At 73.0% G+C, this 23,859-nt stretch carries 16 protein-coding genes and 1 pseudogene; 2 read left to right on the forward strand and 15 right to left on the reverse strand.

What is annotated here, in order from left to right:
• Positions 1 to 231: 231 nt before the first annotated feature.
• The 6 genes from MVG78_RS07130 to MVG78_RS07155 all read right to left on the reverse strand — a co-directional run bounded on the left by MVG78_RS07130 (position 232) and on the right by MVG78_RS07155 (position 10,342).
• Positions 232 to 1,848, reverse strand: coding sequence for a M20/M25/M40 family metallo-hydrolase (locus tag MVG78_RS07130; RefSeq protein ID WP_247559453.1), 1,617 nt, complete (start codon positions 1,846 to 1,848; stop codon positions 232 to 234).
• Between the two features lie 11 nt (positions 1,849 to 1,859).
• Positions 1,860 to 3,458: an ABC transporter substrate-binding protein gene (locus MVG78_RS07135; RefSeq protein ID WP_247559455.1), complete on the reverse strand. Its 1,599-nt coding sequence runs from the start codon at positions 3,456 to 3,458 to the stop codon at positions 1,860 to 1,862.
• Between the two features lie 175 nt (positions 3,459 to 3,633).
• Positions 3,634 to 4,914, reverse strand: a complete 1,281-nt coding sequence (locus MVG78_RS07140; RefSeq protein ID WP_247559457.1) for an ArgE/DapE family deacylase — start codon at positions 4,912 to 4,914, stop codon at positions 3,634 to 3,636.
• A gap of 62 nt (positions 4,915 to 4,976) precedes the next feature.
• The gene (locus tag MVG78_RS07145) at positions 4,977 to 5,885 is read right to left on the reverse strand and encodes a LysR substrate-binding domain-containing protein (protein WP_247559459.1); all 909 of its coding nucleotides are present in this window, start codon (positions 5,883 to 5,885) and stop codon (positions 4,977 to 4,979) included.
• Positions 5,886 to 6,041: 156 nt separating this feature from the next.
• Entirely contained in the window at positions 6,042 to 9,152 is a 3,111-nt protein-coding gene (locus tag MVG78_RS07150; protein ID WP_247559461.1) for an efflux RND transporter permease subunit, read from the reverse strand.
• Positions 9,149 to 10,342 (reverse strand): efflux RND transporter periplasmic adaptor subunit, encoded by a 1,194-nt coding sequence (locus MVG78_RS07155; RefSeq protein ID WP_428480769.1) that lies wholly within the window; start codon positions 10,340 to 10,342, stop codon positions 9,149 to 9,151. Before MVG78_RS07155 ends, MVG78_RS07150 begins: the two co-directional genes overlap by 4 nt.
• A 734-nt stretch (positions 10,343 to 11,076) precedes the next feature.
• Here MVG78_RS07155 and MVG78_RS07160 point away from each other — a divergent pair.
• Entirely contained in the window at positions 11,077 to 11,247 is a 171-nt protein-coding gene (locus MVG78_RS07160) for a hypothetical protein (protein WP_247559464.1), read from the forward strand.
• Between the two features lie 10 nt (positions 11,248 to 11,257).
• On the opposite strand, the gene MVG78_RS07165 is transcribed toward MVG78_RS07160, so the two are convergent.
• From MVG78_RS07165 to MVG78_RS07195, 8 genes and pseudogenes are all read right to left on the reverse strand, one after another.
• Positions 11,258 to 11,986 carry a Crp/Fnr family transcriptional regulator gene (locus tag MVG78_RS07165; protein ID WP_247559465.1) on the reverse strand — a complete coding sequence of 243 codons (729 nt, stop codon included), beginning with the start codon at positions 11,984 to 11,986 and terminating at the stop codon, positions 11,258 to 11,260.
• Between the two features lie 240 nt (positions 11,987 to 12,226).
• Positions 12,227 to 12,808, reverse strand: coding sequence for a hypothetical protein (locus MVG78_RS07170; RefSeq protein ID WP_247559467.1), 582 nt, complete (start codon positions 12,806 to 12,808; stop codon positions 12,227 to 12,229).
• Between the two features lie 66 nt (positions 12,809 to 12,874).
• Positions 12,875 to 14,263, reverse strand: coding sequence for a gluzincin family metallopeptidase (locus tag MVG78_RS07175; protein ID WP_247559469.1), 1,389 nt, complete (start codon positions 14,261 to 14,263; stop codon positions 12,875 to 12,877).
• A 3-nt stretch (positions 14,264 to 14,266) separates the two neighbouring features.
• A complete protein-coding gene (locus MVG78_RS07180) occupies positions 14,267 to 15,337 on the reverse strand; it encodes a TfuA-like protein (protein WP_247559471.1) in 1,071 nt (356 codons plus the stop codon).
• A pseudogene (locus tag MVG78_RS21990) lies at positions 15,337 to 15,600 on the reverse strand (TfuA-like protein); the annotation flags it as partial. The pseudogene MVG78_RS21990 and the gene MVG78_RS07180, both read right to left, overlap by 1 nt.
• Complete coding sequence (locus MVG78_RS07185; RefSeq protein WP_247559473.1) at positions 15,597 to 16,856, reverse strand: YcaO-like family protein; 1,260 nt, start codon at positions 16,854 to 16,856, stop codon at positions 15,597 to 15,599. The gene MVG78_RS07185 and the pseudogene MVG78_RS21990, both read right to left, overlap by 4 nt.
• Entirely contained in the window at positions 16,853 to 19,972 is a 3,120-nt protein-coding gene (locus tag MVG78_RS07190) for an ATP-binding protein (protein ID WP_247559475.1), read from the reverse strand. Before MVG78_RS07190 ends, MVG78_RS07185 begins: the two co-directional genes overlap by 4 nt.
• Positions 19,909 to 20,181, reverse strand: coding sequence for an SAM domain-containing protein (locus MVG78_RS07195; RefSeq protein WP_247559476.1), 273 nt, complete (start codon positions 20,179 to 20,181; stop codon positions 19,909 to 19,911). The genes MVG78_RS07190 and MVG78_RS07195 overlap by 64 nt, the downstream gene beginning before the upstream one ends.
• A gap of 256 nt (positions 20,182 to 20,437) precedes the next feature.
• Here MVG78_RS07195 and MVG78_RS07200 point away from each other — a divergent pair, with 256 nt between their 5' ends.
• Entirely contained in the window at positions 20,438 to 21,787 is a 1,350-nt protein-coding gene (locus tag MVG78_RS07200; RefSeq protein ID WP_247559478.1) for a helix-turn-helix transcriptional regulator, read from the forward strand.
• 46 nt (positions 21,788 to 21,833) lie between these two features.
• On the opposite strand, the gene mutL is transcribed toward MVG78_RS07200, so the two are convergent.
• The gene (gene mutL / locus MVG78_RS07205) at positions 21,834 to 23,792 is read right to left on the reverse strand and encodes a DNA mismatch repair endonuclease MutL (protein WP_247559480.1); all 1,959 of its coding nucleotides are present in this window, start codon (positions 23,790 to 23,792) and stop codon (positions 21,834 to 21,836) included.
• Positions 23,793 to 23,859: the final 67 nt, after the last annotated feature.

Below are 23,859 nucleotides of genomic sequence, written 5' to 3' on the forward strand. Positions count from 1 at the left end.
CCGGGGCAGGCCGGATCGGCAGAGATCCATTCCCCAAGGGCGGCCCATGCCCTGATATTCCGTCGGATGGGAGGCGGATCGCCGGCGGCCGGCACCATGACCCTCCCGATGTGTCGCTTCAGGTTCCGATATATGGGCCTGCGCTACAACTCACGAGAGCATGACAAAGAAAAATCGCCGGACAGGAGATTTTGGTGGGCCGTAGGGTGCAGGACCCGGCGGGAAAGAGAGTCAGAGCGGCTCCCCGGCCCCTGTCCCGGCATGCGGCGTCGGAAAGCACCATTCCTCCCCCCGCACCGTGATGACGTATTCCGGCCAGCGCAGGTCCACCGGCGGGTCGAGGCCGGGCGGCAGCAGCGGCCCCACCCAGCGCGAACCGCCCACCCCGCCACCGGTGCGCTCACGGAACTCCGCCTGCGCCGCCTCCAGCAGTTCCGCCCGCCCGGCGAGGTCGAGCAGCGTCAGCGCCATGGTGCGGGCCGCCGTGAACATCCCCGGGTCCATCACTGCTGGCAGCCCGCCCAGCGCGTTGTAGGCCCAGGCGGGATAGCTGTAGCCGGGCGAGGGTGGCCGCAGCCGGGGCCGCGCCGCCTGCAGCCGCACCGTGGGCGCGTGCCAGGAGTATTCGACATAGTCGTCGGCGCTCAGATGCTTCTGCCAGGAGGGCAGGCCGGCCCGCTGCGTGGCCTCGTATTCCTCCGGCGGCGTCAGCTTCGTCACCCCCTCGATGAAGGGGTTCTCCATCGGCGCCAGACCCAGGTTGCGCTGGATCTCCCGCCCGAATTCCAGTGCCTCCCCGGAATAGGACGGAGCGCCGACAGCCTTCAGGTTCTCCCAGGTCGCCTGCGTCAGCACGCTGTTCGGCAGCCCGACACGCGTCTTGGTCACCCAGCGCACGAAGGCGCGGCAGCCCGTGGTCGCCGCCGCCTGCCGCGCGTTGTTGGCCAGCACGCGCCAGATCTGCTCCTGGATCTCCAGCGCCGAACTGCGCCAGGAATACTGGATCTGCGAGAAGCGCGGGGTGAGGTTGTCCGAGGTCGCGCCCGCATCGCCCAGGACGAACTCGTTCAGCGTCCAGGAGCCGGCATGCGGGAACATCGCCTCCTTGGTGTACTTCGTCATCGTGTACATCAGGCACATCGCATCCAGCGCGCCGGGCGAGCGCGCCACCGCATGCGCCGCGTCGATCGGCATCAGCGCGGGATCGACCCAGCGTTCGGGAGCCTCGGATTCGAAGCTGATCACGGCACTCCAATAGGCGCCGAAATGCGTCTCCCCGGTCACCGTGTTCAGCGGCCAGGGATGCCAGACCACCGCCGCGTCCAGCCCGTCGTAATAGCCGCGCGCGGCATGGAAGGGCTTGGAGCCGCAGACCTTCTCCGCCGGCTCCCCGAACAGCTTCAGCGTGCCCGGCACGCCCTGCGCCTGCATCGCCGACTTCGCCGCCAGCATCGCGGCGAGCGAGGCGGTGCCCAGCACCGAATGCGGGTCGGTATGCCCGGCGGCATAGGGGTGCAGCCCCTCGCGCGGGGCAGGGTAGGGGACGGCCTGCTGCGAATTCCCCGGCACCGCGTCGTATTCCGAGAAGCCGGCCAGCACCGGGCCGCCTTCCCCTTGCTCTCCCCCTTGCGTCCAGCGCGCGGCGAAGGCGGTGGGCATGCCGCCCGAACCTTCCTCGACCTCGAAACCCTCGGCGCGCAGGATCTCCACATAGTCGCGCACCGAGCGGTACTCGCGCCAGGCAGGCTCCGCATGCGACCAGATCCGCGCATTGAAGGCGGAAAGCCGCGCCTCGTTCCCGGCGATCCAGTCCAGCGCGTGCCGGCGCAGGGCCTCGTGCTTCTCCATGGGCTTTCTCCTCAGGCCGGCCGGACGTTCCAGAAGGTCGGGAAGCCGTTCAGCACTCCGGTGATCGACTTGCGATAGGCGGTAGGCTGGATGTACTGGCCCAGCGGGTAATAGGGCACGTCGATCAGGCACTGCTTCTGGATCTCGGCGCAGATCGCCTTCTGCGCCGCCTCGTCCGGTGCCTGGAACCAGGCGTCGCGCAGCTCCTCCGTGCGCGGGCTGGTGGACCAGCCGGCATAGCCCGCCTCGCCATTGCCGCGCAGCGCGATATGCCCCGCCGGGTTCAGCCAGTCCGTGCCCGCCCAGCTCGTCACGAAGGCATTCCAGCCGCCCTGCTCGGCCCCGTCCTTGCGGTTTCGCCGCGTCAGCATCGTGCCCCAGTCCAGCGCGAGGTAATCGACGTTGAAGCCCACCTGCTTCAGCATGTCCGCCGCCACATCGCCCTGCGACTTCAGCGTCGGGCTGTCGGCCGGCACCATCAGCACCACCTTCTCGCCCTTGTATCCGGCGGCGCGGATGTCGTTCCTGATCCTCGCGAAGTCATGCGGCGGCCTGAACACCTCCAGCCCCGCCTCGGTCGCCATCGGCGTCTTCGGGCAGAAGAAGCCGACCGGCACATGGAACAGCGCCGGATCTCCGCCGGTCAGCGCCTGCATATAGGCGGTCTGGTCGATCGCGGGCAGCAAAGCGCGCCGGATCGCGGGGTTGTCGAAGGGAGGCTGGAGATGATTGACCCGCAGCATGGTGACGAGCCCGGTCGGGTCCGGCACCTGCACCGTGACGTCCTTCATGCCGCGCAGCAGCGGCAGCATGTCGTGGTAGGCGTATTCCATCCAGTCCTGCTCGCCATTCTGCAGGGCGGCGGTGGCGGTGCCGATATCCGGCATGGTGTTCCACACCACGCGGTCGTAGTGGACGATCTTGGGCCCGGCGGTCCAGTCCGGCGCGCCGCCCTCGCGTGGCCTGTAGCCGGCGAACCTCTCATAGACGTTGCGCGCCCCCGGCACGCGCTCGTCGGCCTTGAAGCGGAAGGGGCCGCTGCCGATCAGCTCCGGCACCTGCTGGAAGGCATCGGTCCTCGCCAGCCGTTCCGGCATCATCGCGCACATCGGGGAAGGCGTCTTGCCCAGCGCCACCGGCAGCAGGGGGAAGGGCCGTTTCAGCCGGAAGCGGATGGTGCGGTCGTCGGGCGCGGACAACTCCTCCGTGGTGGCGAGCAGCGTGGCGCCGAAGGGATCGCGCTTCGCCCAGCGCTGGATCGAGGCGACGCAGTCCCGCGCCAGCACCTTCTCCCCGTCATGCCAGAGCAGGCCGGGCCGGAGCGTCAGGTCCCACCGTTTCCCGTCATCCTCGACCTGGTGTCCTTCCAGCATCTGCGGCTGCGGCTGGAAGTTGCCGTCCATGCCGTAGAGCGTGTCGAAGACCAGATAGCCGTGGTTCCGCGACACATAGGGCGTCGTATAGACCGGATCGAGATAGACGAGGTCGATCTGCGGGATGAAGCGCAGCGTGGTCTGCGATGCCGCGCGCAGCTTCGCCGGCGCCGCGAGGGAGGCCATCGCTCCCCCCAGGACCGCGCCACTTCCCTTGAGCAGGCTGCGTCTCTGCATGCTTCGTCATCCTTCCGCTGCGTCCGGCGGCCCCGGCCGCCTCGCGATGAAATAGCCTGTCACGATGCCATGCCTGGCGCCCCGGCGCGCCCTTGCCGGCGGTTGCGCCTTCGGCCCGTGGGGAAGGCGGAGCCTCTCCCCCGGGCCAAGGGCGCAACCGCCTGCCTCTGAAGGCTCAGGCGCCCTCGACGCCGCACCAGCCTGCCACGAAGGCGGCGATACTCTTGGTGGTGCCGCGGATGGATTCGATCTCCACGCGCTCGTTGAAGCCGTGGATCTGCTCCGCCTTCGGCCCGTAGCAGAAGGCCGGGGTGCCGTAGAACAGGCTGTAGAAACGCGCGTCGTTCAGCCCGGTGCCGGCGCGGCTGCGCAACTCGCCACCGCCGAAGGCCGCGTTCGCCGCGCGCAGCATCGCCACCGGCTCCTCCGCATTCTCCAGCACATAGCCGCGCGACAGATAGCCCGACCAGACCACCTCCGGCGGGTTGTTGGAGAGGAAGGGATCGGCCTTCGCCGTGGCCGCCACGCAATCGGCGATCTCCTGGCGGCAGGCATCCACGTCCCAGCCCGGCAGGATCGCGATGCGGCAGTCCACGTCGCACCAGGCGGGCACGGAGGAGGCCCAGTCGCCGCCCTTGATGATGCCCGGGTTGAAGTTCAGCGGATGCTCCATCGAACCGTAATGCGGGTCGCTCTTCGCCCGCTGGTTCCAGTCCGCTTCCAGCCCCTCCAGTCCCTGGATCAGCCGGTAGGCCGCCTTGATCGCGTTGGAACCGTCGCTGGCATAGGCCACATGCGCCGGGATGCCGCGCACCTTCAGCCGGAACCACAGCACGCCGACGCAGACATCGGTGATGGTCCGGCCGCTCGGCTCCGGCAGCAGCGCGCAATCGGCGCGGTAGCCGCGCTGGAGGGTCGAAAGCGCGCCGACGCCCGTGCTCTCCTCCTCGATCACCGACTGGAAGTGCAACCGCCCCTTGAGGTTGTAGCCCGCCTGCCGCACCGCCTCGACCGCATAGAGCGCGGCGATGGTGCCGGACTTCATGTCGCCCGCGCCGCGCCCGTACATCCAGCCATCCTTCACCACCGGGCTGAAAGGCGGCGTGTCCCACATGTCCAGCGGCCCCGCCGGTACCACGTCGCAATGCCCCTGCAGGATCAGAGAGCGCCCTGTCTCCCGCGCCGGGCGCAGCGTGCCCACCACGGTCCGGGCCTGGGAGAAGTCGTGCTCGATCACGCCGCAATCGGGCAGGGCGGCGAGGTCCTCCATCCGGATCGCCCAGTCATCGACCGTGTAGCCGCGCTCGCGCAGCAGGTCGGCCATCATGTCCTGGGCCGGCCCCTCGGCGCCACGCGTGCTGGGGATGGCGGAGAAGCGCTTCGTCGTCTCGATCTGCGCGTCGAAGTTCCGGTCCACCACCTCGGCGATCCGGGCGGCGATCTGGGGATCGATCATGCGAAGCAGGCTCCTCTGCGTGGAGCGGCGATGATCCCGCAGGCCCTGGCGGGGACAATCAGCTATTTGGCGAGGACCGGTGCCTTTTCCGCACCACTCGCGCCGCCCGCCCCCGTCCGGTCTCCCATCTGGCACATCTCATGGAACCAGGCGCGCAGGGTCGCGATCTCCTCTTCCTCCCAACGCGCCGCATCGGCCAGGAAGTGATAGGATTTGGGCCGCACCTCGGAGGGGAAGGGCTCCACCAGCCGGCCGTCGCGGAGGTCCTCCTCCACCAGCAGCTCGTTCGCCAGCGCCACGCCCTGGCCCAGCCGCGCGGCATCCAGCGCCAGTTGCGCCGTGCCCAGGCAGGCCCCGAAAGGCTGCCGGCGCGACCGCATGGCGCGCAGCCAGTGCCGCCACAGGTCCATGGATTCGTCATGCAGCATCGGCAGGCGCAGCAGGTCGTCGATGTCGCGGATGCTCTGCCGCCGGTGCAGGTCCCGGCTCATCACCGGAAAGACGCGTGGCCGTGCGAGCGCCTCGCTGCGCAGCGGCGGCAGCACCGCGAGGTGTTCCAGATAGACCACCTCGACATCCACCTCGACGCCCTCCGGGCGGCCGCGGGACAGGCGCGGCTCCAGCACCACCTCCCGGCCCGGCAGCAGCCGCTGCAACCCCGGCAGGCGCGGCAGCACCCGCACATTGGAGAAGCCCGGCACGCAGCGGATGGTCAGCGGCCGCCGGCGGTGCCCCAGATCCGCGGCGGCCTCCGCCAGCCCCGCAAGATGTGGCGCCACCCGCGCGGCGAAGCGCGCACCCTCCGCCGTCAGCGCCAGACCGCGCCCGGAAGGGCGGGTGAGCGGCACGCCGAGCGCCAGTTCCAGATTGTGGACATGCCGGGACACCACCGTGTGGCTGACCCCCAGCGCCTCGCCCGCCGCCCGTACGCTGCCGGTGCGGGCCAGGGCGTGGAAGGCACGCAGCGCCACCAGGGGAGGGAGCTTCGGCAGCAGGGGTGGCACCTCCGGAAAGAACGGGGCGGGATCATACCGCGCCCCATCTGCCTGCGAAGGGCCGCCCGCCATCCGGGGCCATGCCGATGAGGGGCGGGGAAGGCCGTGCCTCCCCCAACCCAGGCGTGGTTCCTATTCCGCCGGCTGCGCCGCCGGCCCGATGCGCGGCCCCGCGCTGCGCCCGCCACGCAGGCGCTTCACCCGCTGGCCCAGCGCCTCGAAGCCCAGATAGAGCACCGGCGTCACGAAAAGCGTCAGCGCCTGGCTCACCGCGAGGCCGCCGACGATGGCCAGGCCCAGCGGCTGCCGCAGCTCCGCCGCGGCACCCCAGCCCGCCGCGATCGGCACCGCGCCGGCGGCGGCGGCCAGCGTCGTCATCAGGATCGGCCGGAAGCGCAACAGGCAGGCCGCGCGCACGGCGGAAAGCGGGTCCTCGCCCTCCCGCTGCCGGACCAGGGCGACATCCACCACCATGATGGCGTTCTTCTTCACCAGCCCGACCAGCAGCAGCACGCCGATCACCGCGATCACCGACAGGTCCAGGTTGAACCACCACAGCGTCGCCAGCGCGCCGAGCGCCGCCGCCGGCAGGCCGCTCAGGATGGTCAGCGGATGTACCAGGCTCTCGTAAAGCACGCCGAGGACCACATACATCACCAGCACGGCGGCCAGGATCAGCATGCCCTGGCCCGCCAGTGCCTGCTGGAAGACCTGCGCCGTGCCGGAGAAGCTGCCGATCACTCCGGCGGGCAGGCCCAGCTCCTCCTCCGTCTGCTGGATCGCCGCCGTGGCATCGCCCAGCGCCACGCCGGGCGCCACGTTGAAGCCGATCGTCACCGCCGGAAGCTGCCCCTGGTGCCCCACGGTCAGCGGCCCGGTGGAACGCGTCACCTTCGCCAGGGTGGACAGCGGCACCAGCTTCCCGCCGCTGGCGCGGAGGTAGATCTTGTCCAGCCCGTTCTCGTTGCGCTGGTCCTCCGGCAGGGCCTCGACGATCACCGGATAGGCATTGGCCTGGGCATAGATGGTCGAGATCTGCCGCGCGCCGAAGGCGGAATAGAGCGCCTGCCGCACCTGGTCGATGTTCACGCCCAGCGAGGCCGCGCGCTCCCGGTCCACCTGCACCGAGACCACCGGCGCATCCAGCGTCAGGTCGGTGTTCACGTCCTGGAGCTGCGGCAGCCGCCGCAGCCGCGCCGCCAGATTCTCCGAGAAATCATAGAGCGTGCCGGGATCCAGGCCCTGCAGGGTGTAGATATAGAGCGTGCGGGCCTGCCGCGCCCCGAAGGACAGGTTCTGGATCGGCTGCAGATAGACCGCCAGGCCCGGCACCCGCGCGGTCGCGCGGCGGAGCTGCTGCACCACCTCGCCGATCGGCGGCCGCTGGTCGCGCGGCTTCAACTCCACGAACATGCGGCCCTGGTTGATCGACAGGCTGGTCCCCACCGCGCCGACGGAGGAGTTCACCATCTGCACCGCGGGGTTGGCCTGGATGATCTTCGCCGCCTGGCCCTGAAGGTCCAGCATGGCGTCGAAGGAAGCGTCGCGCGGCCCCTCGGTGGAGACGGAGAGCAGCCCCGTATCCTCGATCGGGAAGAAGCCCTTGGGCATCGCCACGGCCATCCAGCCCGCCGCCGCCAGGGAGGCGATGAAACAGAGCCAGACCACGGCCCGCCAGCGCAGGGCGATGTCCAGCGCCCAGGCATAGGCCCGCTCCACCGCGCGGAAGCAACCCTCCAGCGCCGCATCGACCCGCGACGGCTTGCTGTGCGCCGGCAGCCAGGAGGACATCATGGCGGTCAGCGTCAGCGAGACGAGGCACGACACCGCCACGGACAGCGACACGGTGGCGGCGAAGGCATTGAACACCCGCCCCACCACGCCGCCCATCAGCAGGATCGGCAGGAAGACCGCGATCAGCGAGCAGGTGATCGAGATGATGGTGAAGCCCACCTCGCGCGAGCCGCGCAGCGCCGCCTCCAGGGGAGGCATCCCCTCCTCGACATGGCGCACGATGGCCTCCAGCATCACGATGGCGTCGTCCACCACGAGGCCGACGGCCAGCGTCAGCCCCAGCAGCGTCACGTTGTCGATGCCGTAGCCCAGCAGGTACATCAGCCCCAGCGTGCCGGCGAGCGAGACAGGCACCGCGATCACCGGGATCAGCGTCGCCATCGCCCGCCGCAGGAAGAGCCACACCACCAGCACCACCAGGGCGACGGCGATCAGCAGGCTTTCCTGCACGTCATGCACCGCCGCGCGGATCGACACGGACCGGTCCAGGTTCACGTCCAGCCGCGCGCCCGGCGGCAGCGCCGCCTGCAAGGCCGGCAGCGCCGCCCGCACCCCGTCCACCACATCCACCGTATTGGCGTCCGGCTGCCGCTGCACCGCCAGGGTCAGGCCGCGCGTGCCGTTGCGGAAGGAGGCGATGCGGTCGTTCTGCACCCCGTCCACCGTGTCGGCGATGTCGGACAGCCGCACCGGCGCCCCGGCCCGGCCCGCCACGATCAGGTGCCCGAAGGCCTCGGCATCGGGCGGCTGGTCATTGGCCCGCAGCACGAGCTGCTGCCGCGGCCCGCTCAGCGTGCCGACCGGCGTGTTGGAATTCGCCGTGGCGATGGCGTTGCTCACCTGGTCGAGCGTGAGGCCCATCGCGGCCAGCCGCTCCGGCCGCATCCGCACCCGCACGGAATAAAGCTGCTCGCCGAAGGTCACCACCTGCGCCACCCCCGGCACGCGCGAGAGGGCGGGCGAGATCAGCGTCGAGGCGATGTCGTTCAGCTTGTAGAGCGGCACGTCGCCGCCCGAGAGCGTCAGCAGCAGCACCGGCGCATCCGCCGGGTTCGACTTGCGATAGGAGGGCGGCGTCGTCATCTCCGTCGGCAGCCGCCGCTGCGCCCGGGTCAGCGCCGCCTGCACATCCTGCGCCGCCGCGTCGATGTTGCGGCTCAGCACGAATTGCAGCGTGATCTGCGTCGTGCCCTGGCCGGAGGTCGAGGAGATGCTGTCGATCCCCGCGATGGTCGAGAATTCCCGCTCCATCGGCAGGGCCACCGAGGTCGCCATCGTTTCCGGGCTCGCCCCCGGCAACTGGGCGGAGACGGTGATCACCGGGAAGTCCACCCGCGGCACCGCGGCCACCGGCATCGAGAAATAGCCGAGGATGCCCGCCAGCACCGCGGCCACGGCGAGCAGCCCGGTCATCACCGGGCGGCGGATGAAGGGTTCGGAAAGGTTCATCGCGCCGCCGCCTCGCGCAGCGCGCGGCCCGGCTCCGCGCTGCCGACCCTGGGGGCGCCTCCGGCACCGTGCACCGTCACATGCGCGCCGTCCTGCAGCCGCTGCGCGCCCTCCGTCACCACCGGCTCGCCATCCGCGAGCGCGGCATCGGCCAGCACGGCCCGGCCCGAGGCATAGCGCACCACGTTCACCGCGACCCGCCGGGCGGCGGCATTCTCGCCCTCGCCCTTCACCGCGTAGAGGAAGCTGCCCTGCTGCCCGCGCTGCACCGCCGCCGCCGGCACCGACAGGGCCTTCGGATCGGTGCGCGGCACCAGCACCACTTCCAGATACTGCCCCGGCCAGAAGCGCGCCGGGGCATTGGCGAAGCGCCCCTTCATGCGGATCGTGCCCGTCGTGCTGTCCACCGCGCTGTCCACGAAGACCAGCTCGCCCTCGGCGCGCGGCCCCTGGTCATCCGGCGCCCGCGCCAGCACCTTGGGCGGCGCGGCCTGCCCGGCGGCGGCGCCCTGCTGCGCCGCATGCACCTCCGACAGCCAGCGCTCCGGCACGGCGAAGGTGACCAGGATCGGGTCCGTCTGGGTGATGGTGGCCAGCACCACCCCCTCCGAGGCGCGCACGAAATTCCCCGCCTTCACCGGCAGCGCGCCCAGCCGCCCCGGCGCCTCGGCGCGGATCGTGGCGAAGTCCAGGTTCAGCCGCGTCTGCGCCAGCAGCGCCTCGTCCGCCCGCACCACCGCCGCCGCCGAGGCCGCATCCGCCTGCGCCTGTTCCAGCCGCTGCTGCGAGGCATAGGCCCCCGACTGCAGCGAGGCATAGCGCCGCGCATCCTCCTGCGCCCGCGTGAGCGTCGAGCGGTCCCGGTCCAGGTTCGCCTGCTGCTGCGCGAGCTGGGCCTGGATGAGGCGGCTGTCCAGCGTGAACAGCACCTGCCCCGCCTGCACCCGGTCGCCCTCGTTGACCCAGACCTTCTCCACCTGTCCATCGACGCGGGAGCGGACCGAGATGACCGAGGGCGCCTCGGCATTGCCATTGGTCAGCACCTCCACCGGCACCGGCCCCACCGTGGCCGGCGCCACCGCGACCGAGACGGCTGGCGCCCCGCCGCCGCGTTCCTGCGCCCGTGCGCCCGCCGGCAGCAGGCCAGGCACCGCGCCGAGAAGCGCCGAGCCAAGAAGGATCACGGGCATTGTTCCGGCCAGAGGGCTGGCTGGTTTCCGGGACGGAGCCCGGACGGACGCCCCGGGAAGGGATGGGGCGCGGAGCGCGAAGGGCATGGGCGACACCCGCGTGAGAGGGAATGGCGAGCTTTGGTGCTGCCTGTTCTGCAACGATCATACCGGAAACATCCCGCTCACGGAGCCGCGAACTTCGCCCTGTGATGCTTTGTCACCGGGAAAAGATGGTTTCGCCGTGCCGGATGAACGGCCTGCAAGCTGGCACGGTGGCGGTTCTTCCTGCGGTGGCGTCCTCATCCCCCTTCCGCCCCTCTGGCGCCGCCGCCCGGCCGCTCCCCCGTGATCCGCCGGGATGGCTTTCCCGCCATTCCCGGCACCGCCGGAGGAATGACAAGGACTTCATCTTTCGCGCCCCCGCCGCCGCTCTCCGGCAGGGAATCGCGGCCTGCGCGTCCGTCTCACCCTGGCTACCCGCGGGGCATCTGCCCCGCTGGTGGGCCGGACCTGGCCATGGCATGGCGGCGGGGCCCATGACGCCGCCCGCTTCCTCCTGTCCCCGCTGGATGTCCGGGCCGGATGCCCGGCGCTCCCCTCCAGGCCGCCGCCATCCCCGCCTGCCGCGGCTGTGGATGGCGTGGGGGCCTCCGCCCAACCCAATCCACCGGCCTTGTGCCCGGGCACACAGCCACCCGGCCGGCGAGCCGCCAGGATGCCGTCATGGCATCAGGGACGAGGAGGGGCCCGCAATGACGACGCATCCGGCGCAGCGCCTTGTCGCGCAGGTCTGGCAGGGGCTGGAACGGCTGGACAGGCGCAAGGCCCAGGCGGCCTCGTCTCTCGGCCCTGGCGAGCGTCTCGTCTGGCACACCTGGCGCTGGCTGCGCGGCCTGCGCTACGGCAGGCCCAGCCGCGCCTGACGCCGCCGCGTCAGGACAGGTTCAGCGCATGCACCGCCCGCTCGGCGCCGCGCAGCGCCGCGTCGAGCTCGGCGCGCATCGCCTCGGGCCGGCGCAGCACGATGCCGCTCCGGCTCGCATCGATCAGCCCGGCCTTCTCCATGTCCGACAACTGCCGCGACACGGCCTCGCGCCGCGCGCCGATGCGGGCGGCCAGCACATGGTGCGGCGGCGGCGGGCTGACCACACGCTCGGCCGTCTGGCCCGGCGCGGCGCGCCCGCGCGACAGGCGCAGGAGCTCGGCATAGAGCCGCTGCCGCACCGGCAGGGCCGCCAGCTCGAACAGCCGCTCGCTGCGCGAGCGCACGAGCTCCGCGAGATAGCGCATCAGCCGCAGCGACACGGCAGGAGAGGCCAGCACCAGTTCCATGAAGGCCGCCCCCGGCAGCACGCAGAAGCGCGAGCGGTGCAGGGCGGTGACATTGGCGGAACGCGGCTGTCCGGTGATGGCCGCCAGCTCGCCGAAGGCTTCGCCGGGCGACAGGTCGCCCAGGATCATCTCGTAACCCTCCCCGGTGCGCGCCACGACCCGCGCGGCCCCCTCGAGGAGGAAGTAGACATCGTCCGACAGCTCGCCGAAATCGATCAGGACCGTGCCGGGCTCGCAGGAACGGCAGCGCGCATGGCGGGCCGCCTTTTCCAGCGCACCCGGATCGGCGCCCTGCAAGAGGGCCAGGCGCCCCAGACTCTCGGTATCCACTCCATGGCTCCACATGCCCGGGGCCTCCTTTTCCCGAATATCGGAACGGTGCCGGGGAACGGTGCAGCGGTTATCCGGAGCCGCGGCATTCCGCCAGGGGGCAATCGCCCCCGGGGGGTGCTGCGCGGCCGGACCCGTGGCGGGTTCCGCGGCGGCTTCCTCGCATCTGTTCCGGGGTGATGCCGTGGCCCGGCCCCGCCTGCTTTCCTGTCCTCCCTCAGCCCGCTTTCCGCGCCATGCTCACCGCCCGCTCAGATTGGCGCGGCCGAAGACCTCGGCCCGCCCCGTCACCTCCGCCCGGCCGGTGACCTCGGCCCGTCCCGCCAGGGCATCGGCGCGGCCGCCATGCAACAGCGCCTCGATCATCCCGGTGCTGATGTCGATGCGCAGCCCCATGTCGCCACGGTCGAAGAGCCAGACCCGCAGCCCGTCCATGAAGTGCCCCGCATCCCGGATGAAGCCGGTCGTCGCGACGGAGCCGTGTTCCGGCACGGGAATGCCCTCACCCTCCACCAGGAAGACGGCGGGCGCGGGCAGCGGCACATACTGCCCGTCATAGCTGTAGCCGAAGATCCGGGCCAAGGCGGGCGGCGGCTTGGCATCCGGGGCCAGCCGCGCCATCAGCGGGTCCTGGAACCCTCCGCTCCGGGCATAGGGCGCGCGGGATGCCTCGCTGATGGTGAAGCCCAGGAAGGGCACGCCGAAGAGCCGGATCGCGGCCGGGGCGAGCAGGGTTTCCCCGAGCCGCGCCGCGGGGCTGATCTGTGCCCCGGCGCTGCCTGCTCCCACCTCGGCCTGTTCCGCTTCAGGGCTGTCCGACATGCTCCATCTCCATCCGCGAGACGCTTCGCGGCATTATATCCATTCAGGAATGATACGGCAGTGTTTTCAACCGGGCGATGCGCGCGACCCGTGCGGCATCATCCGGCGTGTGGCGATGATGTCGCCGTGGCAGGCGCAATGCCTCGGCCGGCCCAGCTCCGGCCCATGAGGGGGCCGTAGCGCTTCCGGCGCGGTCCGGGAGGCGGACGAAGGGGGTCCGGCCGGAGCCCCCGGCAGGAAGGGGCGCGGGTCGATATCCCTTTCGTCGAAGATGTCGAGCAGGGCGTCCACCGTGATGCGCGGGGCGGCGCCCGGTTCCGTCAGAGCCTCGATCAGCAATGCCGCCACGCGGTCGAAGCTGACCTCCTCCGGGTCCAGCCGCAGGATGGTGCGCGCCATGGCCAGCCCGGCCCGGTCGCGCGCCCGGTGCAGGCACAGGCGGAAGACGCTCTCGAAACGCGCCAGCGCCTCGGCCGAGGCATGCCGCAGCGGCGCCAGCGCGGCCGCGACCGCCGCCGGCGTCCAGCTCCGCGTGTCGCGGTCCGGCGGGATGACGCCTTCCGCCACCAGCCCTTCCTGGAACAGCTCCACCAGGATGTCCCAGACCGCGCCGGTCAGCGGCGCCGCCAGCATATGCGCGTTGCGGCCGAGGTTCAGCGGGTCGCGCCAGGTGCCGTCCTCCATCAGGCGCAGCCCGCGCAGGTCGCGGAGGCGGACCGTGTTGTCCACCACCCGTACCTGCTCGACATCCGAAATCTCGCCGAGCCGGCTGACCAGGTTCAGCTCGTAGAGATTGCCCGAGGTCTGGGCGAGCAGCCGCGTCACCACCGAGGGGAAGTGCAGCACCGCGACGGTCGAGATCAGGTCGGCGAAAGCTTCGTGGAAGGCCAGGAAGGCGCCGCTCACCGCGCCGGAAGCCGGCACGCCCATGGTGGAGAAAAGGATGGCGTGGCCGACCTCATGCGCCACGACATCGAAGCTGAGGCAGAGCGGCAGCGCCTGCCCGAAGCGGGTCCAGCGCAGCCCCGTTTCCAGGAAGCCGAAGCCGGACTGCGCATTGGCCCAGTACACGACCGGCTGCAGCTCCAGCCGCGGCAGCACGTCCGCATGCCACCACCGGACGGGCCGCCCCAGATAATCCTCCCAGATCTCCAGCACGAGCCGGGTCGTGCCGTAGAGATGCGCCGACAGGAATTCCGGCGCGCCGGAGGGGATGCGGTCGAAATTCCCGGCCGCATCCGGCAGGGCGGGCGGCAGCAGCGCGCCCTGGTAGGGCGGCAGCCAGGCCGGCGGGTCATAGGGCTCCCGCTTGTCCACCGCATGCGCGACATACATCCGGTCGTCCGACGGCCCCGGGCCGATGCTGCCGGGGGCAGCCGCCAGTTCCACCAGCTCGGGCTCGTCATAGCCCTGCGCCCATTGCGGGAAGAGCCGGAACAGCGTGCCCCCGGCCATGCCTCAGCCCCCGCCCTGGGGTGGGGAGGCCTCCACCCCGTCGCGCCGCATGGTCAGGGCCATGCGGTATTCCCGCCAGATGGCGGCCCGGAAGCGGTCCGCATCGGGGAAGCCATGGGCCCGCGCCTCGGCCTCCTCCCCGCCGGGCGGCGGGGGCGGCCGCTCCGCCCGTGTCTCGAACCACCAGCGCAGCGCCGCGTCGAGCACCGCCTCGCCGGCCATGTCCCGGTCTTCCTCCTCCCGCCCCGCCAGCCTGGCCCGCAACGCGGCGTAGCGGCCGGACAGGCGCAGCGCATCCAGCATCGCGCCCAGGGTGGCCGGGGCCGGCGGGCGCCGCAGCCCCTCCCGGATCGCGGCCTCCCGGGCGAGGAGCCGGTGCAGCCCGGCCTCGTCGAGGTCATGGGCCGCCAGCCAGGCTTCCAGCGCCGAGCGCCGCCACAGGCCATGGCGCCGGCGGAAATCCTCCAGCAGCGCGGCATCGGGCACCCCATGGCCAGGCGGGCCCGGATGACCCTCCGCCATCAGGCGCAACTCCCGCCATGCGGCCGGATCGGACACCGCGAGTTCCTGCAACACGCCTTCCCTCTGCTCCTCCCCCTCCGGCTGCGCGGCAAGGAAGTTCTCCCAGGCAAGGCTACGGATGAAGCGGAACCCCGGCGCCCTCCGATCGGGGGAGATCAGGCCGATTCGGGCCAACAATTCCTCGGCATCGCGCCGTTTCTGCGCGACCCGGTGGTGCCGCAGCCACTCCACGGCCTCACGCCCGAGCCCCGGCATGGCCGCGGCCTCCCGGACGAGGCGCGCATGGCTCCGCTCCGGGAAGGGCAGGCGCTTGAGTGCCCGGGCCAGGGCCTCGCACCCCTCCAGCCCGATCGCGCCGGCGCTCCAGGCGGCGGCCAGCGTGGCGCGCAGGTCCACCATGGCGTCGGAGGCGGCGACCCAGCCGGCCTCGGCGGGTGCGTGCAGGATGGCGACCTCGTCGTCATCCTCGAAGGCTTCGCCGAAAGGGGGAAGCGCCCGGCGCGATAGGCGCGGTAGACGGCGCCGACCCCCTCCATCCCGAAGGCGTCGCATTCGGCGGCGCGCAGGGCCCCCATGCTGGCGGCACCCAGCACCGGGATGCCTTCGGACAGAGCCCAGAGGATCTCCCGGTGCCAGACCGCCGGCGCCTCCCGGAACAGCCCGTCCACCAGCCCGATCGCGCGGGGGCGCAGGGAGCGTGCCGCGCGGTAGAGATCGCCCTGCCGCGCCGGGGGCAGGAGGATGGCCTCCGGCGCGATCGCCCGCGCATCCTCCCGCGGCAGGCTGGGGCCGAGAAAGACGACCGGCGCCCTCATGTCCGGCCCACCGCCCTGGCCCGGGCGCCGGGGGCATAGCCGCCGCCGGCCGGGCCCGGCGTGCCCTCCAGCCCCGCCACCACGGCCCGCACCACCGGGATGCCGATCTCCTCCCGCGTCAGGTCCACCCAGGCCACGGGCCCGAGCCCGGCCGCCCCGATCCGGGACAGCAGCAGGGCGAGGTCGGCACCGATCCCGGGAGCCGCGCAGCCCTGGACCTCCCCGAAGCGCCGCCGGGGCATCGCCGCCTCGGCCATGGCGCGCCGCGCGGCGGCGCGGCGGGCGGCCCGGGCGGGGGCGGCATAGGATTCCGGCGCGAAATCGTCCCGCGCGCCGGAGATGCGGGTGACGCGCGCCTGCGCCGCCTCGGCCAGGGCACGGGACAGGGCCACGCCCGGGTCGGGATGGCATCCCAGGCCAAGCTCCGCCTCCACCCCCGGCTCCTCCCGCCCCGGCAGGGCCAGGACGCGGAAGGCGGGGATGCCGAGGCCGGAGGTGATGTCCCAGATCGCCAGGGCGATGCCGGCGGCGGCGAAGCGGGCCAGGAAATCGGCGCAGAGCGGATCGGCGATGCTGGCGGGGTCGATCGCCGTCTCCGCCCGGGCCTCCGGCGGCCGGGCCAGCCAGAGGGCATGCGCGTCGCGCTCCACCAGCTCGGCCAGGGCATGCACCAGCGCCTCGGCGCGCGTGTTGCCGGAGGCAAGGCCGTTCGTGGTCGCCTGGAGGAAGCCGCCGGAGGGCGGCCCGTCCAGCGCATAGTCGGCGGTCACCAGATCCAGCGGCACCCAGAGCGGCATGCCATCGGCGAGGTCGCGCCCCTCCACCCAGAGCATCGGCACCGCGCACGGCAGCAGGTCCGGCGCCGCGCCGGCGCTGCGCGGCAGCCGGGCCGGGTCCAGCAGCCTCAGCCCGCCCTCCCGCAGCCCGTCATGGCTGCCCCAGCGCAGCGGCGCCGCATGGGTCTCGGCATGCCAGGCCTCCGCCGCCTCCATCACCGCCGAGGCCTTGGCCGCCGCCAGGGTCGCGCCCTTGCCCTGGAAGACGGAGAGGGAGCGCGCATTGGGGCGGACCGCCGCCGCGACGGGAATGCCCGTCACGTCCAGCCCGGTCAGCACCGCCACCCGCGTCAGGCCGAAGCGCTCCGCATGGCGCAGCGCCCGCTCCAGGGTGTCCCCGGGATCGCAGACCCGGTGCGCGCCGAGGCGGAAGCGCTTGGCCCCGTCCTCGGGCGGCAGACCGGGAGGAAGACCGGTCACGGCGCCAGGGAGACGGCGATCCGCCGGAGCCTCGCCAGCAGGCGCTCGACCTCGCCATCGCCGTCCCGTTCCGCGCGCTCCGCCGCCGCCGCGATCCGCCGCAGCATCTCCGCATCGCCGCGGCGGCCGAGCCGCAGGTCGAGATGCGCGAGGCTCAGCCGCGCCCGCAGCGCCAGCATCGACGCGCCCTGCGCCTCGGCCAGCCGCAGCGCCTCGCGCAGCGAGGCCTCGGCGGCGGCCTCCGAGCCGGGGCCGCCGGCCTGCAGGCGCAACTGGCCCAGCACGCGCCACACCTCCGGCATCCAGATCTGCAGCCCGACGCGCTCGAACAGCTCGCGCGCCTCGTCGAGTTCCGCCACCGCGCGCCGCACCTGTCCCGCCGTGGTCTGCGCCTCGGCCAGCAGCGTGTGGAAGATGGGGAAGTCCTCGATGGTGCCGACCTCGCGCTGCACGGCCAGCCCCGCCTCGATCGAGCGCAGCCCCTCCGCCGCCTCCCCGCGCGCCGAGGCCGCCCAGCCGCCGAAGATCATCCCCTTGGCCCGGTAGTCGGGCAGGTCATGCGTCTCGGCGGCTTCCATCATGCGCCGCGCCGCCTCCGCCATCTCCGCCGGGTCGCGGCGGTAGGCCCGGTGCATGGCGTGGATGTCCAGCGCGTGCAGGATGCTGCCCAGATGGTTGATCTCCAGCGCCCAGGCCCGGGCCTGGGCCTCGGCGCGCAGCGCCGCGCCGGGGCGGCCTTCCAGCCATTCCAGCAGCGCCGTCTCGCCCAGGGCGCAGACCTTGGCATCGTGGTTGCCGTAGAGCGTGGCGTGGTGGCGATAATCACCCGCCTCGTAGATGGCGAGCCCGGACTCGATGTCCTCCCGGCAGCCGCAGAGATCGCCCAGGCCGAAGCGCGTGCCCCAGCCGCAGTGATGCGCCTGCAGCAGGCTGCCCGGCTCGCCGCGCCGGCGGGCCCGTTCGGACAGGGCGCCGGAGCGCAGCCGCTTGATGTTGTAGTCCCGCGACACGCGCCACCAGCCCCAGGCGATGGGGAAATGCGCGCTCTCGTCGGCGGCCGTGTCGTTCAGCGCGGCATAGCTCTCGGCATAATGGTCCTGCGTCTCGGCGGCGCCCGGCCCGTGCAGGGCGATCAGCGCCGGGCCGAGCAGCGCCAGGAGTTCCAGCCGCTGCGCGCGCAGCGCCGGGGTGGGCGGCACCGTGTCGATCGCCCGCAGCGCCCGGCGCAGCAGGCGCGTCGCCTCGGCATAGGCGGAGCGCCCCAGGCTGCGCCGCGTCGCGGCGAGCCAGAGCGGCACGCTGTCCGCCACCCGCCCGGCTTCGGCGAGGTGATGCGCCAGGACCTCCGGCTCCGCGGCGACCCGGTCGGGGTCGAACTCCGGCAGCGCCTGGGCAAGCCGCGCATGCAGCAGGCGGCGCCGGTCGCGCACCAGGCTCTCATAGGCGGCGTCGCGCAGCAGCGCGTGGTGGAAGGTCCAGCCCTCGCGCCCGGACAGGCTGCGCCGCTGGAGCACCCCGGCCATTTCCAGATGCGCCAGGGCGGCGTCCAGCTCCTCGCCCGGCAGTTCCGTGGCCGCCTGGAGCAGGTCGCGCGGCACGGAGCGCCCGGCCGCCGCCGCCGCCTGGGCCACCGCCTTGGCGGATTGCGCCCGGTCGAGCCGCGCCACGAGGCATTCCCGCAGGCTGGGCGGCACCTCCGCCTCGGCCTCCACCGTGCCGTCCAGGATGGCGCGCGCCAGCTCCTGCGCATAGAGCGGCACGCCCTCCGTGCGCGACGCGACCAGCCGGCTGATCCGCCGCGTCAGATGCGGGGCATCCGGGGAGGAGCCGGCCACGGCCTCCACCAGTTGCACCATGTCGGGCTCGCTCAGCGGCCGCAGCTCCAGGAGCTCGACATCGCTCCAGGCCGGGGTGGCGGGAGGGGCGAAGGCCTCGCGCGAGGTGAGGAGGAGCAGGCAGCGGCCCGGCAGGCGCGACAGGGCGCGCTCCAGCAGCTCCATCGAGCTGGGATCGAGCCAGTGCAGGTCCTCCACCATCAGGCAGAGCGGCTGCCGCGCCGAGAGCCGGGTGAGCTGGTCGAGCAGCGCCGTGAGGGTCAGGCTGCGGAGCCGGCGCGGCGCCAGGGCGGCCAGGGCCGCCGGCCGCGCCCCCGCCCCGTCGCCGCCGACAAGCAGCAGCTCCGCCAGGGCGGCCGCGCGCTCGCCGGTCTCCGGCGCCTCCTCGCCCAGCCAGTGCCGCAGCTTGACCAGGGCATCCGGCCATTCCTCGTCCGGAGCCAGGCGGGCCAGGGCGCGCAGCGGCGTCACCAGGGGATGGAACGGCGTGTCGGTGTGGAAGGGCGAGGCCATGAAGGTCAGCGCGGCCGAGCCGATCCGGTCCCGCCGCGTCGCCAGGAAGCGGCGCAGCAGGCTCGACTTGCCGATCCCGGCCTCACCCCGCAGCAGCACGGTCCGGCTGGCGCCGGCCAGCACGCTGTCCCAGGCCTGTTGCAGCCGGGCGAGATCGGCCAGCCGGTTGACGAAGGCGTCGGGGCGGGCGAGGCGCCGGCGCTGGCCGCTGCGCTGGGCCTCCCGGCGCACCAGGAAGGCGGGGCAGGGCTCGCTGAAGCCCTTCAGCACCTGCGGGCCGAGATCGCGCATCTCGAAGATCGGCGTCAGCCGCGCCCGCGTCTCGCCGGACACGATGACCCCGCCGGGCGGTGCCAGGGCCTGGAGCCGCGCCGCGAGATTGGGCGTGGAGCCGATGGCCATGCTGTCGCCCGGCGCGTCGCCATGGCCCAGCAGGTCGCCGATCAACACCTGCCCCGTGGCGATCCCGGCCCGGGCGCGCAGCGGCTCCTGCCCCGGCGGCAGGTTCGGCAGCGGCACGCGCAGCCGCCGCACCGCCTCCACGGCCTCCAGCGCGGCGCGCACGGCGCGTTCCGGATCGTCCTCATGCGCGGCGGGGAAGCCGAAATAGGCGAGCACGCCATCGCCCAGGAACTGCGCGATGCGCCCGTCATAGCGCGCGACCGGGCCGGCACAGGCCTCGCGGTAGCGCTGCATGACCCGCATCAGGTCCTCAGGCTCCAGCAGCTCCGCGAGGCGGGAGGAACCGACCAGGTCGAGGAACAGCACCGACAGCGGGCGGCGCTCGGCGCCCTGCGGGCGCCCCGGGTCCGCAGCGCCCGGCGGATCTGCTTGCGCGCGCCGATCGGCAAGCCGAGCTCGCGCAGGTCCGCCTCGCTGAGCTCCGGCAGATCGGAAAGGCTGATCCCGTGCGCCGCGAAATCCGGCGCGTACTGGGCGAGGCCGACCGACTGCAGCCACCGGAGCACGTCATCCATACCGCAATCTGTCCATGGTCCTGCGGCAGCGTAAAGGATTCAGCGGCTTGGTGAAGGCGTGTTCGGCGGCACGCAGGGCCGGGCGGGTTGCCCAGGTGGTTGCCCAGCCGGGCGCAAGGCCGATTACCCGGGAAAAAGCGGCGGTCGACGGAGCGGTGTGACCTGCCGCACAGCCCGCCGGAACGCCGTCCGGCAGGATGTCCCCAACGAATCATCCATATGCCGGGCCGACCCAGCCCGGCCGAGAGGATAGACCATGCTGGAAGGCCAAGCGTCATCCATTCGGACGGTCCCGGATCGTACGGCCACGGATGCCCATGCCACCGTCAGCCTGTCCCCCCTGCTGCCGGCATCGCCCCAGGGCGAGGACCCGGTGTCCACCGTCATCGGCCTGATCTACGAGGCCGGCATGGCGCCGGAACGCTGGCCCGAGGCGCTGGGCCGGCTGGCGGACCTGTTCGGCAGCGCCGCCGCGGCGCTGCATGTCGGCGAGGCGGGGGTGCCGGCCCGGATCACCATGGCCTATGGCCTCTCCGAGGAGGCGGTGCGCGGCTATGGCGGCTGCTACAACGCGCTCGATCCGGTGACGCCGGCGCTGCTGGCCGGCGCGGCCTGGAAGGCCCCGGCGACGCTGCGGCAGATCTCGCCGGCGCTGGAGCGCACGCGCTTCTTCACCGACTGGATGCGGCCGCACGGGATGGAGGATGGGCTGTGCCTCGGCCTCTGCCCGCCGGACCGGCCGCAGCAGGCCACGCTGCGCCTGCTGCGGCCACGGCGCGCCACGCGCTTCGGCCCGCCGGAGAGCGCCCTGCTGATGCGGCTGGCCCCCCATCTGCGCCGCGCCGCGGAGATGCACCACCGGCTGGCCTCGCCCCACGCACGCCCGGACGGGCCGCTGGTGGAGATCCTGAACCGGCTCGCCTGCGGGCTGATGCTGGCGGATTCGCGCGGCGCCCTGATCTGGGCGAACCGTGCCGCCAGCCGGATGCTGGAGGAAGCCGACGGCATCGGCACCGAGCGCCAGGGCAACCTGCGCGCGGGGTCGCCGGGCATGACGCGCCTCCTGCGCGACCTGGTGAACCGCGCGGCGCTCGGCCAGCATGCGGCGCTGCCCCTGCCGCGGGCCTCGGGAAAGGTTTCCCTCGCCCTCCAGGCCATGCCGATCACGGTGCGGGAGGTGGAGCGCCACCGCCAGGTCCTGCCGGCCTCGCCACGGGCCAGCGTGCTGCTGCTGCTGACCGATCCGGCGCGCGGCGCCATGCCCACGCCGGAAATCTGCCAGCAGCTCCGCGAGATCTACGGGCTGACCACGGCCGAGGCCGGCGTGGCGGCCTGGGCGGCACAGGGCATCGGCCTGCCGGAGGTGGGGCAGATCCTGGGGATCACCGTCAACACGGTGCGGACCCATGTGCGCCGCGTCTTCCACAAGACCGGGGTGCGCAGCCAGGCGGAGCTGGCGCGGCAGGTGGAACGGCTCGCCCCGCTGCTGGCGGAGGAAGGCCCGGGGCGGGGTGCGGAAAGGCCCGCGGCCGGAAGCGGCCTGCCGCGCGCACGGGCGCCCTGGCCCGCCGTGGGGAGCCTGCGGGACAGCTCCCCGGGGACGTGATGCCGGGGACGTGATGCCGGGGACGTGATGCCGGGGGCATGACGGCTCACCGCCGGCCGAACATCTTCTCCAGCATCGGCTTGTCCATGCGCAGGAAGGTCGGGCGGCCATGGGAGCAGGTGGCGGCGCGGGGCGTCGCCTCCATGGCCCGCAACAGGGCCGACATCTCGGCCGTGTTCAGCCGGCGCCCGGCCCGCACGCTGCCGTGGCAGGCCAGCCGCGCGATGGCGGCGTCGATCCTGGCCTCCAGCGCCTCGGCGCCCTTCCATTCCGCCAACCCGTCGGCCAGGTCCTCCAGCAGCGGGCCGGGTTCCGGCGCCCCCAGCAGGGCCGGCAGGGCGCGCACCATGACCGCGCCGGGGCCGAACCCCTCGATCTCCAGCCCCAGGCGCAGCAGCTCCGGGGCATGGTCCAGCAGCCGGGCGGCGCGGGCGGGCGGCATGTCCACCACGGCGGGCAGGAGCAGCGGCTGCATGCGCACGCCGCCGGCCACGAACTGGGCGTGCAGCCGTTCCTGGGTCAGCCGCTCATGCGCGGCGTGCTGGTCCACCAGCACCAGCGCGCCATCCGGGGCCTCGGCCAGGACATAGGTGTCCAGGAGCTGGGCCAGCGGGCGGCCCAAGGGGCCATCGGCAAGGGGGGCCTCGCCGGCATCTTCTCTCACCGGAGGCAACGCGGCCGGGTCGCCGGATCGGGCGGCGTATTCCGCCATGGCCTGTCCGGGATGGGGCATGGCGGCCCCCTCCGCCTCCGCGCCGGCGGGCCAGGACGTCGCGGGCAGGCGGCGCGGCGCCAGGGGCAGTCCCGGCTGAAGCGGGGGCGGCGCGGGGAAGCTGGCGCGGCTTTCCGAGAAGCCGCTCCAGCCCGGCCCTTCCGCGGCCCGCGGCGAAAGGGGCTCCGGGCGGGGCGGGTTCCAGCCGCGCACCGTTTCCGCGAGCCCGCCGCGCAGCCCGGCCGCCGCGCCCTCCTCTCCACGGGCTCCGCCCCCGGCCCCGATTCCAGTCCCGGTCCCAGCTCCGGTCCCAGCACCGATCCCAAGGGCCCGGCGCAGCGCGACGATCACCGCGCCGCGCACCGCGTTCGGGTCGCGGAAGCGCAGCTCCGCCTTCATCGGGTGCACGTTCACATCCACCGTCGCCGGGTCGATCTCCAGGAACAGCGCGGCCATCGGATGCCGGCCGGACACCATCACGTCGCGATAGGCCGCGCGCAGCGCCGCCTTCAGCACGGGATCGCGCACCGGGCGGCGGTTGACGACCAGGTGCTGCTCCGCCGCCGTGGCGCGGGACAGGCTGGCGGGGCCGGCCAGCCCGTCCACCCGCAGATCGTCCCACAGGCCGCCGACCCGCAGGGCCCCGGCGGCGAATTCCTCGCCCATGATCGCCGCCACGCGGCCCAGCCGGTCGTCCGGCGCCACGTCCAGCACCACCCGGCCCTCGACCTCCACCCGGAAGCCGGTGCCGGGCCAGGCCATGGCGAGGCGCCGCACCGCCTCCGCCGCATGCTCCGCCTCGGTGCGGGGCTGGCGCAGGAACTTGCGGCGGGCGGGGGTGGCGAAGAACAGGTCGCGGACCTCGACCCGCGTGCCGGGGGCGCCGGAGGCCGGCACGACCTCGCCCTTGCGCCCGCCCTCCACCATGACCGCATGGGCCTGCCCATCCCTGGCGCGGGAGGTGATGGACAGCCGCGCCACGGCGCCGATGGAGGGCAGGGCCTCGCCCCGGAAGCCCAGCGTGGCGATGCGGAAAAGCGTGTCCTCCTCGGGCAGCTTGGAGGTGGCGTGGCGCTCGACGCAGAGCCCCAGATCCTCCGGCCCCATGCCGCAACCGTCATCCTCCACCAGCAGCCGGTCGATGCCGCCGCCCTCGATGGTGACGGCCACGCGGGTGGCGCCGGCATCCAGCGCGTTCTCGACCAGCTCCTTCACCGCCGCGGCCGGGCGCTCGACCACCTCGCCGGCGGCGATTCGGTCGGCGGTGACGGCGGGAAGAAGGCGGATGCTCATGCCCGGTAGATGGGGCAGGGAGGGCCGTCCTGGCCAGACCCCCCGCGCCGCATTCCGGCCTTCCGGA

The sequence above is a fragment of the Roseomonas gilardii subsp. gilardii genome (assembly GCF_023078375.1).
In the GTDB taxonomy this organism is placed as follows: domain Bacteria; phylum Pseudomonadota; class Alphaproteobacteria; order Acetobacterales; family Acetobacteraceae; genus Roseomonas; species Roseomonas gilardii.

Excerpts from the sequence above, each read along its gene's own strand:
- MVG78_RS07170 (WP_247559467.1), bottom strand. The coding sequence starts at position 12,808 with ATGTCGGACAGCCCTGAAGCGGAACAGGCCGAGGTGGGAGCAGGCAGC.
- MVG78_RS07135 (WP_247559455.1), bottom strand. The coding sequence starts at position 3,458 with ATGCAGAGACGCAGCCTGCTCAAGGGAAGTGGCGCGGTCCTGGGGGGA.
- MVG78_RS07155 (WP_428480769.1), bottom strand. The coding sequence starts at position 10,342 with ATGCCCGTGATCCTTCTTGGCTCGGCGCTTCTCGGCGCGGTGCCTGGC.
- MVG78_RS07175 (WP_247559469.1), bottom strand. The coding sequence starts at position 14,263 with ATGGCCGGGGGCACGCTGTTCCGGCTCTTCCCGCAATGGGCGCAGGGC.
- mutL (WP_247559480.1), bottom strand. The coding sequence starts at position 23,792 with ATGAGCATCCGCCTTCTTCCCGCCGTCACCGCCGACCGAATCGCCGCC.
- MVG78_RS07160 (WP_247559464.1), top strand. The coding sequence starts at position 11,077 with ATGACGACGCATCCGGCGCAGCGCCTTGTCGCGCAGGTCTGGCAGGGG.
- MVG78_RS07200 (WP_247559478.1), top strand. The coding sequence starts at position 20,438 with ATGCTGGAAGGCCAAGCGTCATCCATTCGGACGGTCCCGGATCGTACG.
- MVG78_RS07140 (WP_247559457.1), bottom strand. The coding sequence starts at position 4,914 with ATGATCGATCCCCAGATCGCCGCCCGGATCGCCGAGGTGGTGGACCGG.
- MVG78_RS07180 (WP_247559471.1), bottom strand. The coding sequence starts at position 15,337 with ATGCGACGCCTTCGGGATGGAGGGGGTCGGCGCCGTCTACCGCGCCTA.
- MVG78_RS07150 (WP_247559461.1), bottom strand. The coding sequence starts at position 9,152 with ATGAACCTTTCCGAACCCTTCATCCGCCGCCCGGTGATGACCGGGCTG.
- MVG78_RS07195 (WP_247559476.1), bottom strand. The coding sequence starts at position 20,181 with ATGGATGACGTGCTCCGGTGGCTGCAGTCGGTCGGCCTCGCCCAGTAC.
- MVG78_RS07130 (WP_247559453.1), bottom strand. The coding sequence starts at position 1,848 with ATGGAGAAGCACGAGGCCCTGCGCCGGCACGCGCTGGACTGGATCGCC.